Origin of the sequence: Promicromonospora sp. AC04, assembly GCF_003058225.1 — a bacterium.
Taxonomy (GTDB): domain Bacteria; phylum Actinomycetota; class Actinomycetes; order Actinomycetales; family Cellulomonadaceae; genus Promicromonospora.
Genome location: NZ_QBUG01000009.1, coordinates 323311 through 334713, shown reverse-complemented (window position 1 = coordinate 334713; position 11403 = coordinate 323311). Strand labels below are relative to the sequence as shown.

Annotated in this window: 9 protein-coding genes; 3 read left to right on the top strand and 6 right to left on the bottom strand. The window is 72.8% G+C overall.

What is annotated here, in order from left to right; translation table 11 throughout:
- Positions 1 to 274: 274 nt before the first annotated feature.
- The 6 genes from C8K30_RS23080 to C8K30_RS23055 all read right to left on the bottom strand — a co-directional run bounded on the left by C8K30_RS23080 (position 275) and on the right by C8K30_RS23055 (position 6390).
- Positions 275 to 934 carry a vitamin K epoxide reductase family protein gene (locus C8K30_RS23080; RefSeq protein ID WP_108495217.1) on the bottom strand — a complete coding sequence of 220 codons (660 nt, stop codon included), beginning with the start codon at positions 932 to 934 and terminating at the stop codon, positions 275 to 277.
- Positions 935 to 980: 46 nt separating this feature from the next.
- On the bottom strand, positions 981 to 2213 hold the full coding sequence (locus C8K30_RS23075) for an MFS transporter (protein ID WP_108495216.1): 1233 nt from the start codon (positions 2211 to 2213) through the stop codon (positions 981 to 983).
- Positions 2214 to 2291: 78 nt separating this feature from the next.
- Positions 2292 to 3053, bottom strand: a complete 762-nt coding sequence (locus C8K30_RS23070; RefSeq protein ID WP_108495215.1) for a metal-dependent transcriptional regulator — start codon at positions 3051 to 3053, stop codon at positions 2292 to 2294.
- Positions 3054 to 3062: 9 nt separating this feature from the next.
- Positions 3063 to 4730 (bottom strand): metallophosphoesterase, encoded by a 1668-nt coding sequence (locus C8K30_RS23065; RefSeq protein ID WP_108495214.1) that lies wholly within the window; start codon positions 4728 to 4730, stop codon positions 3063 to 3065.
- A gap of 466 nt (positions 4731 to 5196) precedes the next feature.
- On the bottom strand, positions 5197 to 6021 hold the full coding sequence (locus C8K30_RS23060) for a Ku protein (protein ID WP_108495213.1): 825 nt from the start codon (positions 6019 to 6021) through the stop codon (positions 5197 to 5199).
- Positions 6022 to 6135: 114 nt separating this feature from the next.
- A complete protein-coding gene (locus C8K30_RS23055; protein WP_233257386.1) occupies positions 6136 to 6390 on the bottom strand; it encodes a glutaredoxin domain-containing protein in 255 nt (84 codons plus the stop codon).
- A gap of 188 nt (positions 6391 to 6578) precedes the next feature.
- On the opposite strand from C8K30_RS23055, the gene C8K30_RS23050 reads away from it, so the two are divergent.
- The 3 genes from C8K30_RS23050 (at position 6579) to C8K30_RS23040 (ending at position 11309) form a co-directional block, all read left to right on the top strand.
- Positions 6579 to 9131 (top strand): ATP-dependent DNA ligase, encoded by a 2553-nt coding sequence (locus tag C8K30_RS23050; protein ID WP_108495212.1) that lies wholly within the window; start codon positions 6579 to 6581, stop codon positions 9129 to 9131.
- A 135-nt stretch (positions 9132 to 9266) separates the two neighbouring features.
- Complete coding sequence (locus C8K30_RS23045) at positions 9267 to 10292, top strand: SMP-30/gluconolactonase/LRE family protein (RefSeq protein WP_108495211.1); 1026 nt, start codon at positions 9267 to 9269, stop codon at positions 10290 to 10292.
- 93 nt (positions 10293 to 10385) lie between these two features.
- Complete coding sequence (locus C8K30_RS23040; RefSeq protein ID WP_108495210.1) at positions 10386 to 11309, top strand: NADP-dependent oxidoreductase; 924 nt, start codon at positions 10386 to 10388, stop codon at positions 11307 to 11309.
- Positions 11310 to 11403: the final 94 nt, after the last annotated feature.

Here is an 11403-nt window from a genome sequence, read left to right as displayed (position 1 = left end):
CCGCCAGCTCAAGCGCTACCTCACCCGCAAGATCTACCGACTCCTGACCCGGACCAACACCCTCGCACCCACCACTTGACGAACATAGAAGCGTCGCACAGCAACGCACCTCGCGGACCAGCCGTCACCCCGGCCCGGCCGACGGCAGGCACGTCCCGGACGACGCCGGCCATGGACATGACGCGAGCCCCGGGCCCTGTCGTCCGGCAGGATCTCCCGAGGCTCGCTTCCGCAGCCACCGCGATGGCGCGACTCACAGAAAAGGCTGTGCGCGTCAGAACGACGCGACCAGGTCCCCGCCCACCGCGAGCATCAGCCACGCAACGGCCGCGACGTAGCCGATGATCAGGATGATGTGCCGGTTGCCCACCACCGCGTTCCGCAGCCCAGCACCCACGGGCAGGTCGCCCGACTGCACGCCCCGCACCACCTGGTACCAGAGCAGCGGCCACATGATGGTCCACACGACCATGCAGTAGGGGCACAGCGCGACGATCGAGTAGAAGCTGGTCCACATCAGGAAGAACACGAGCGCCTGACCCAGCACGGTCCCGACCAGCAGCGACGTCCAGTACCAGCGCGGCAGTCGGGTGCCGAGCAGCAGCATCACACCCGTCGTGATGACGACGGGGAAGGCCGCCACGCCGAGGTACGGGTTCGGGAAGCCGAGCAGCGCACCCTGCCACGAGTCCATGGCCGCGCTGCAGGTGACGAACAGGTTGATGGTGCAGGACGCCGTCCGCTCCGGGTCCACGAACGCCAGGTACTTCTCCCAGGCCAGGCCGAACGAGGCGATGAAGCCGATCCCGCCCAGCACCACCAGGAGCAGCGCCATGGTCCGCCCGCCCAGCGGTGTGGGGCCAGGCACGGCGGCGGCGTCGTGGTCGTTCAACGAGCTGTCCGACGACGTCGTGGTCGCCCCGGTATCGGTCACCCGCCCAACGCTACCGGGGCAGTCTGGGACATTGCTGAGACTCGGGTCACAAAGTTGTCTCCGCCGGCTGGTGGGCGACCCGCTGCCGCCCGAACGCCAGGATCATGCCGAGCCCCAGCACGGTGACCGCGGCCCCGGCCCAGGCCGGCGCCAGGTAGCCCCAGCCGGCGTCGATGACCACGCCGCCCAGGAACGCCCCCGCGCCGTTGGCCACGTTGAGCCCGGCGTGGCACAGCGCGGCGCCGAGCGACGGCGCGCCGGGCGACAGGTCCATGAGCCGGGTCTGGAACGCGATGCCCAGGATCTGCGAGGTGATGCCGAGCAGGAACAGGGAGACCAGCGCGGGCACCACCGAGGCGCCGCTGAGCGCGAACAGCGCCAGCGACACCGCCGTCGCCACGAAGCCGATCAGCACGGCGCGCAGCACGCCGCGGTCGGCGAGCCGGCCGCCGATCTGCGTGCCCACCGTCATGCCGACGCCGAACAGGGCGAGCACCCAGGGCACGGCGCCGCCCGGCAGGCCGGTCACGCCGGTCATGGTGGGCGCCACGTAGGTGTAGACGGCGAACATCCCGCCGAAGCCGACGGCGCCCGCAGCGAACGCGAACCACAGCGGCGCGTTCCGCAGCGTCGCCAGCTCGGTCCGCACCGAGCGGCCGACACCACCGGCGCCGGCCGGGACGAGGCGCCACAGCCCGAGCAGCGTCACGATCCCGAGCGCGCCGATCAGCACGTAGGAAATGCGCCAGCCGAAGGTCTGCCCCACCCACGTGGACAGCGGCACGCCGACGACGTTCGCGATGGTCAGGCCGGTCATCATCGTCGCGACGGCCCGCCCGCGCTGGGCGGGCCCGGCGACCGCGGCACCGACCGCCGCGCCGACGCCGAAGAACGCGCCGTGCGGCAGACCGGCGAGGAACCGCCCGGCCACGAGCCAGCCGATGTCCGGCGCGGCCGCGGACAGCACGTTGGCGATGGTGTAGGCGCCCATCAGCGCCAGCAGCAGGCGCTTGCGCGACATGCGCGCCGCGGCCACGGTCAGCAGCGGCGCCCCGACGACGACGCCGAGCGCGTACGCCGCGATGGTGTTTCCGACCTGCGGGTCGGTCGCGCCGAGGTCGGCGCCGACGTCGGGCAGCAGGCCCATCGCGGCGAACTCGGTGGTGCCGATGGTGAAGCCGCCCACGGCCAGCGCGACGAGCGCGGGCGCCGCGCGGCGCATCGAACCGCCGGCGCCGGCCGCCTGGTCCGGGGCATTCTGCGTAGAGCTGGTCGCCATGGCGTCTCCAGGAAGTGTCGTATCGATTCGGGGTTACCGTCGACGACACCGGCGACGAGCAAGGGGAACGGGGAGAGACTACTCCTGCGCCACCCACACGCGGGACGCCGCCAGCAGGCCGAGATCGGCCACGCGCTCGTCAGCGGCGGGCGCCGCTGCCGTATCGGCGTCCGACGGCGCCTCGGTGGCGCCGTCCTGGGCCGGTCGCGGGGCGGGACACACCCAGGAGACGGCGACGGTGCCCGCGAACTCGCGCCGCGTCGTGACCTCCACGCGCATGTCCAGCTCCAGGCCCAGCTCGGCGAGGTAGCGCAGCGCCTCGGGGTCGGCGTCGGAGATGCGGACCACCGTGCCGGCGTCGCCCGCGTGCATCGACGACAGGGGTACGGCGTCGGGCCGCACCACCGTGCCGTCGGCGGCCGGGATCGGGTCTCCGTGCGGGTCCCGCGACGGGTTTCCCAGGCGCTCGGCCATGCGCTCCACGAACACGTCGGAGACCGCATGCTCCAGCACCTCGGCCTCGTCGTGCACCTCGTCCCAGCCGTACCCGAGCTGGTCCACGAGGAACGTCTCCAGGAGCCGGTGGCGGCGCACCATCATGAGCGCGAGCCGGCGGCCGTCGTCGGTGAGCCGGATCGCGCCGTACCGCTCGTGCTCGAGCAGGCCTTGCCCGCTCAGCCGGCGCACCGTCTCGGACACCGTGGACGCGCCCACCCCGAGCCGGTCGGCCAGGTGCTTGGTGGTCACCTTCTCGTCCGACCACTCCTGGGCCGACCACACCGCCTTCAGGTAGTCCTGGGCGACGGGCGTCAGCTCGGCCGGGTCGGTTGTGATCTCCACGCCCCGAGCCTAGTTGCCGGACGGCGCCGGCGACGGTGTTCGTCCGGTCCCCGTCGCGTCGCCGGCCGCGTCGTCGGGCACCTCGTCGGGCAGCGGGACCGTCGGCGGGACCAGCTGCCGCTCGCTCACGAACGCCTCCCCGTCGGGCGTGACCTCGACGAGCTGCCAGTCCACGAACTGGCGCCGCTCCGGGTCGAACCGCAGCACGGTCATCTCGGAGGAGTCGCGCAGCGGACCCACCGAGGCATTCCCCTTCGTGGCGCCGCCGGTGCTCGCGTTCACGTACCGCAGGCCGTATCCCACGATGTCCGGCCCGATCCGCGTGTGCATGTGTCCCGAGACCTGGAACGGCACGCAGCCCGACTCCAGTGCGGCGTCGCCGACGGCGGGCTGGTGCACCAGGAGCAGGTCCACCCGGTCCTCGGCGGTGAACCCACCGAGCCCGGCCTCCCCCGCTGCCGCGCACGCGACGTCCCGCAGCCGCTCCCCGGCCTCGTCGGGCGTCTCCTCGCGCGCGATCACGGTGCCGCCGCCGATCCGCGTCTCCAGCGGATCCCGGTCGCCGAGGATCCGCACGCCCTCCACCTCGACGACGGACCCGTCGAGCACGACCTGGCGGTTCGCGAGCTCGGTGGCCGTCGTCAGGCGCGAGTCGTGGTTGCCGTCCGCCACGACGAAGGGGACGCCGTCGGGCACCGCCGACGCGAACGAGTCCACGCAGACCGACTCCACGCTCGTCCCGTTGATGGTGGTGTCGCCGGCGTTGAGCATGACGTCGGGCGCCAGCCGGTCGGCCAGGTCACGGATCAGGGGCGTCATGCCGGTGTTGCAGTGCAGGTCGGAGACCAGGAGGAAGGTCACGTAGTCGGTGGCCTCCGGGTCGCCCGACGCCGAGGCGTCCTGCTCGCTCTCCGCCGCCTCCTGCTCGGCGGCCCGTACGTCCCAGGCCTTCATGAGCTTCTCGCGGGCGCCCGCGTAGAACACCTCGTTGGCCTGGTAGGTCTCGACCAGCTCGCCGCTGTAGGTGTCGATCACGCCGGCCAGCCGGCCGGTGATGCGCGCGCCCTCCAGGGCGGTCCCCTCGAACACCGGTGAGGCGGGCAGCGCCGCACGCTCCTCGGGTCCCGAGCTCGCGGTGGCGGTCCCGGCCACCAGCACGACGACGAGCGCCCCGGCCGTGATCTCCCAGGTCCGGGCGCCGAGCACCCGGGCGAGGTCCCGCCGTCGGGCGGCGCCCAGCAGGGCCCGCAGGCCGAACCCGGCCGCCACCACGACCAGCGCCGCGACGACCGTCCCGCGGACCGCGTCCCAGGCCAGCGCCGACGCCACCGTGCGCACCGTCTGCTGCGGGGAGTCGAAGAACTGGAGGTACCCGTCGAGGTCGCCCGAGAGCGCGTCGAAGCTGGCCGCGTCCACGGCCGAGAGGTCGGCGGGGATCTCGTGCACAGTGATCCGCACGCCGAGGGTGAGCGGCAGCGGGGAATCGGTCACGACGGTGCCGAGCGGGCCGAGGTCGGCGACGAGCTCGTCGTCGGCCGTGACCGCGTAGGTCGCCTCGTGCGGGCCGAGGCTGAGGTCGGCCCGCGCCGTCGTGACGCCGAACGTCAGGCACACGAGGGCTGCGGCCACACCGACAAGGGTCCAGCGCAGCCAGCGGGGCGGATTGGAACGGCGCATCACCACTACCTTTTCACGCCCCCGGTGCACCCACCCGCCGCTTGCCGGCCGGCGCCGGTGCCCGGCGCTCGGCGGACAACGGACAGCGCCCGGCGGACGGCGGACGGCGGACAGCTGGGGGGGGCGGACAGCAGGGGGGCGGGTGGCGGCAGCGCACAGCGGCGATGTCCGCGGCGAGGACCCTGGACGGCCCAGTGCACGACGGCGGCGCCGAACCGCAAGTTCCACGTCTGGCCCGCGCGGCCCTCCGGCGTCGAACCGCAGGTTACGCGTTGATCGGATCGCAGGCCGTCGTCGAACCGCAGCTTGAAGGTGTTCTCCGGCGCCGAGCCGCAGCGAACACGTGGCTGAACACCCGCTTGGACGTGGGACTTGCGGCTCGGCGCCCGACGTGACGATCAGCTTGCGGTTCGGCGGGTCGGTGCTCCCACGAGTCCCAACGCGCCGAGCGCACCGAGCGCACCGGCTAGCCCGTCTTGCGGGACTTGCTAGTCCCGCGGGACTTCTTCGCGTCCGCGACGCTGCGCTTGAGCGCCTCCATGAGGTCGACGACCTCGGCACCCTCACCCTCACCCTCGGCCGCCTCGCCGAAGGTCGCCGCCGTGTCGACGGTCTCGCCCGCCTCGAGCTTCGCCTCGACGAGCTTGCGCAGCTGCACCTGGTACTCGTCCTCGTAGTCCTCGGGCGTGAAGTCCGCCTCGAAGCTGCTGACGAGCTGGGCCGACATCGTGAGCTCCTTGTCGGTGACCTTCGCGGGCTCGTCGAGGGACGGGAACGCGGCCTCGCGGATCTCGTCGGCCCACAGGAGGGTCTGCAGCACGAGGACCTCATCCCGCACGCGCAGCGCCGCCAGCCGGGTGCGCTGCCTCAGGGCGAACTTCACGACGGCGGTGCGGTCGGTCTCCTCGAGCGTGCGGCGCAGCAGCACGTACGCCTTCGTGGACTTGGAGTCGGGCTCCAGGTAGTACGTCCGGTCGAGCATGATCGGGTCGATCTGCTCGCTGGGCACGAACTCGACCACCGAGATCTCACGGTCCCGCTCGGCGGGGAGGTCGGCGAGGTCCTGCTTGGTGAGCACCACGGTGCGCTCGCCGTCGTCGTAGGCACGGTCGATGTGCTCGTACGGCACCACCTCGCCGTCGACCTCGCACACGCGCTTGTACCGGATACGTCCGCCGTCGGCGTCGTGCACCTGGTGGAGCGGCACGTCGTGGTCCTCGGTCGCGCTGTACAGCTTGACCGGGACGTTGACGAGACCGAAGGTCACGGCACCCTTCCAGATCGCCCTCATCCGTCTATAGTGCGCCCCAAGCGCACTACATGCCCAGGTTTTCGGTCTCCGCCGACGCACCGGGCCCGCCTCAGGTGCGGCTGTCACCCGGCCGGGGCCGGGCCGCGGACGGCGTCAGAGGCCCGCGCGGTCCAGCTTCGCGCAGAGCTCCGCGTTCGTGGGCTCCACGAGCTGCTCGCCGTCGGGGAACACCAGGACCGGGATGGTCTTGCGCCCGGTCAGCGCCTCGGCCTCGTCGGCACGGGCGGGCTCTGCGGCGAGGTCCACGTAGACGTAGTCCACGCGGCGCACGTCGAGCACCGCCTTGCTGCGGCGGCAGTCGCGGCACCACTCGGCGCCGTAGACGGTGAGCCGCGCGGGCCGGCCGATCGAAGGAGCGTCGCCGGCCGCCGTCAGAGGCCTTGCGATCGCATCGATCGCGATGTCATCCGAAATCACTCGCCGGAGCCTAGCGGAGTTGTCAGCGCGGTCACGACACAGCGTCAAGTGATTTCGGCGACCCCCGGAGCGGGCGCGAGAACTGGGCAGGACGCGGCCCCCGGCGGCACGATGGTGTGATGGCGGGCACCCAGCACATGGTCACGGTGGACGGCCACCGCCTGCGCCTGAGCAATCTCGACAAGGTGCTGTACCCGGCGTCGGGCACCACCAAGGGCGAGGTGCTGCACTACCTGGCGCAGGTGGCGCCCGTGCTGCTGCCGCACGCCGCCAACCGCCCCGCCACGCGCAAGCGGTGGCCCGACGGCACGGGCGGGCAGATGTTCTTCCAGAAGAACCTCGACGCCTCCACCCCCGACTGGGTCAAGCGGCGGTCGATCCAGCACAAGAAGTCGGCCAACGACTACGTGCTGGTAAACGACCTGGCAACCCTTACCTGGCTGGGCCAGACGGCAACCCTCGAGCTGCACACGCCGCAGTGGCAGTTCGGCCGCACGGGGGTGCGCCTCGACCCGGACCGCCTCGTGCTGGACCTCGACCCCGGGCCGGGCGCCGGCCTGCCCGAGTGCGCGCAGGTCGCCCGCTGGGCCCGCGAGATCCTGCAGGGCATGGGCCTGGAGCCGTACCCCGTCACGTCCGGGTCCAAGGGCATCCACCTGTACGCGGCCCTGGGCAAGGCGGCCGACACCCGGCTCGACTCCGACGCCGTGTCCGCCGTCGCGCACGAGCTCGCCCGCTACCTCGAGGCCGAGCACCCCGATCTCGTCGTCAGCGACATGAGCAAGACCCTGCGGCCGGGCAAGGTGCTTGTCGACTGGTCGCAGAACAACGGCAGCAAGACCACCATCGCGCCCTACTCCCTGCGCGGGCTCGACCACCCCTGGGTGGCCGCGCCCCGCACCTGGGCGGAGCTCGACGACCCGGACCTGGCCCAGCTCACCCCCGAGGACGTCGTCGCGCGCGTCGCCGCCGACGGCGACCTCCTCGCGCCCCTCCTGGAGGGGCACCTCTCCGCCCTGGAGCCGACGCCGGAGCGCCTGGCCACTTTCCAGAAGCTGGAGACCTACCGCGCCAAGCGCGACCCGGCCAAGACCCCCGAACCGTTCGGGCCCGACGGCACACCGAAGGCCGAGCCCGCAGAGACCCCGGCTGCGACCGGCTCGACCACCGCGTCGCCCGACGAGGCCCAGCCCACCTTCGTCATCCAGGAGCACCACGCCCGCCGTCTGCACTGGGACTTCCGCCTTGAGCACGACGGCGTGCTCGTCAGCTGGGCGCTCCCCCGCGGCGAGCCCACGGACCCGGGCAAGAACCACCTGGCCGTACAGACCGAGGACCACCCGCTCGAGTACGGGTCCTTCGAGGGGTCGATCCCGGGCGGCGAGTACGGCGCCGGCGAGGTGACGATCTGGGACTCTGGCACCTACGACCTGGAGAAGTGGCGCGACGACGAGGTGATCGTCACCCTCCGCTCCGCCGACCGCGGCCCCCGCCGCCTGGCCCTGATCCGCACGGGCGGCCGCGACGGCGACGCCGAGAACAACTGGCTGATCCACCTCACCAAGGCCCAGCCCGGCACCCCGCAGCCGCTGAGCGCTGGACAGCTGCCGGGCCAGGAGGCCCCGGCCCCGCACGAACCCAGCACTCCACGAGAAGCTCAGCGTGAGAACAAGCGGCGCCCCATGCTTGCCGCCGCCGCCAACCCCGGCGAGCTGGCTCAGCCCGACGACTGGGCCTTCGAGATGAAATGGGACGGGTTCCGCACCCTCGCACACCTCCAGGACCCCGAGACGGTGCGCCTGATCAGCCGCTCCGGCCAGGACCTCACCGTCACCTTCCCCGAGCTGGGGGCGCTCGCCGCCCAGGTGGACCCGGCCCGGCTCCCCGCGGTGCTCGACGGCGAGATCGTCGCCCTCGACCGCGACGGCCGCCCAGACTTCCGCCGCCTCCAGCACCGCGCCAACCTGCACAAGGAGCGCGACGTCGCACGCGCCCGGGCCCGCGTCCAGGTCGACCTCATGCTGTTCGACGTCCTGCAGGCCGACGGCAACGACGTCACCGACCGCCCCTACACCGAGCGCCGCGAGCTGCTGGAGTCCCTCGTCACGCCCCGCGCCCCCATTCACCTCCCGCCCGCGTTCGACGGCGACCTCGACGCCGCCCTGCGCACCTCCCGCACCCTGCGGCTGGAGGGCGTCGTCGCCAAGCGCCGCACCTCCACCTACGCGGGACGGCGCTCGCGGGAGTGGCTCAAGGTCAAGCACAAGGCGATGCAGGAGGTGGTCGTCGTGGGCTGGCGGCCGGGCCGGGCGGACCCCTCCGTGATGGGCTCGCTGCTCATGGCGATCCCGGACGAGGTGCCCGACGGCGACGGCCTGCGCTACGTCGGACGCGTCGGGACGGGCTTCACCGAGCGTGAGCGCCGGGACATCACCACCCGGCTGCAGGGCATGGAGCGCAAGACGCCGGGTGTGTCCGGCGTGCCCGCGGAGGACGCGTCGGACGCCCGCTGGGTCACGCCCAGGCTGGTGGGCGAGGTGACGTACGCCGACTGGGCCGATGGCCCGGACGGCGCCTCGGGCGAGCGCCGCATGCGGCACTCCGTGTGGCGCGGCTGGCGCCCGGACAAGTCGCCGGCGGACGTCGTGGTGGACCTGCCGGGCCAGGGCTGAGCCGGGACGCGCCCTCGCGTCCGGGCCGAGGCCGCGTCGGAATCGACCGCTTGGCACACTTTTACTGGGTGGGTAAATGTCCCGTATCCCACGGATAACCGTCGTACCGTGTTGTCCGACGGACGGAGGACACAGATGTTCAGCCACCCCAAGCGTCTGGCCACCTTGACGGCCATCCTTGCCGCGATCACGCTCGCGGCCGTCCCGGCGACAGCCGTCGCCGCACCCACCACACCCGGCAACGCGTCCAGCACCCCCGCGCGGCAGGTCACCCACGGGCTGCGCGACCCCTTCCCCCAGATCGAGCTCCCGGACCGGATCGACCTGCCCGACGGGTTCCGGCCCGAGGGCATCACGACCGCCGGCCCGATCGCATGGTTCGGCTCCCTGGCCGACGGCGACATCTACCGCGCCAGCCTCCTGACCGGCGAGGGCGAGGTGATCAGCCAGGGCCCGGGCACGTCGTCGGTGGGGCTCACCGTCGACGTGCGCGGCCGCCTGTTCGTCGCCGGCGGTGCCGGCGGCGACGCCCGCGTCGCCGGCGGTGCCGGCGGCGACGCCCGCGTCGTCGACGGGCGCTCGGGCGAGGTCCTCGCGACGTACGACTTCGGCGGCGGGTTCGTGAACGACGTCGTCCTCACCGACGACTACGCCTACTTCACCGACTCCCAGCGGGCGGTGGTCTACCGGCTGCACCTGGGGCGGCGCGGGGCGCCCACGGACACGTTCGACGAGCTGGCCCTGCACGGCGACTGGGAGCAGGTCGACGGCTTCAACGCCAACGGCATCACGACGTCTCCCGACGGCAGGTCGCTGCTCGTCGTGAACTCCACGACCGGCAACCTGTTCCGGGTCGACCCGGACGACGGGCACGCCGAGCTCGTGGACCTCGGCGACGACCGGCTCACCAACGGCGACGGCCTGCTCCGCGTCGGCCGCACGCTCTACGTCGCGCAGAACACCCAGAACCAGGTGGCGACGGTGCGGCTCGACCGGACGGCGTCGGACGGTCGGGTCGTGCGGATCCTGACCAGCGACGACTTCGACACGCCCACCACGATCGCCCGTTTCGCGGGCGCGCTGTACCTGCCGAACGCCAGGTTCACCACGACGCCCGAGGAAGACACGGAGTACTGGGTCACGCGGCTCCCGCTGCGCTGAGGGCCGCACCGGGCGCCGCACGAGCGGCCGGTGTGGCCCAGCCCACCCGGCGGCCGCGGAATACCCGCGTCCGCCGGGCCGGTTGTCGCGGACATGCGAGCGATCACCTACTCCCGGTTCGGCAGCGCCGACGTCCTCGAGCTCACCGAGCAGCCCGACCCGCACATCGGCCCCGACACCCTCGTGGTCCGGGTCAAGGCGGCGTCGGTCAACCCGGTCGACTGGAAGATCCGCCAGGGCTACCTGGAGGGCCTGATCGACGTGCAGCTCCCCGCGATCCCGGGCTGGGACGTCGCGGGCGTCGTCGAGCAGGTCGGCCTGGACACCCCTGAGTTCCAGGTGGGTGACGAGGTCTACGGCTACGTGCGCAAGGACACCGTGCAGGGCGGCACGTTCGCCGAGCTCGTCGCGGCGCCCGTGCGCACCCTGGCCCGCAAGCCGGCGTCGCTGAGCTTCGAGGAGGCGGCGGCGGTGCCCCTGGCCGGCCTCACCGCCTACGAGGCGATCCAGCGCGCCGGGGTCAAGGACGGCCAGACCGTGCTGGTGCACGCCGCGGCCGGCGGCGTCGGCGCGTTCGCCGTGCAGATCGCCAAGGCCCTGGGCGCGCGCGTCATCGGCACCGCGAGCGAGGCGAACCAGGAGTTCCTGCGCGGCCTCGGGGCCGAGCCCGTCACCTACGGCGACGGCCTGGCCGACCGCGTCCGCGCGCTCGCGCCCGACGGCGTCGACGTCGTCCTCGACTTCGTCGGCGGCGGCACCGTCGCCGCCAGCGCCGGGAACCTGGCCGACGGCGGCACCATCACCTCGATCGCCGACCCCACCGCACGCACCGAGCACGGCGGGCACTACGTCTGGGTGCGCCCCTCGGTCGCCGGCCTCGACGCGCTCACCGCCCTGTTCGACGCCGGAAAGCTGTCCGTCGAGATCGCGCAGGTATTCGACCTGGCCGACGCCGCGGACGCGCACCGGGCCAACGAGTCCGGCCACACCCGCGGCAAGGTGGTCGTCCGGGTCTGACGCGGACGCGATCCGCGTGGTCGGTGATCAGCGGCTCGGAACGCCGATCACCCGGCCTCTTGCCTGCTGCTCGGGAGCGAGAAATCCGTTGGGC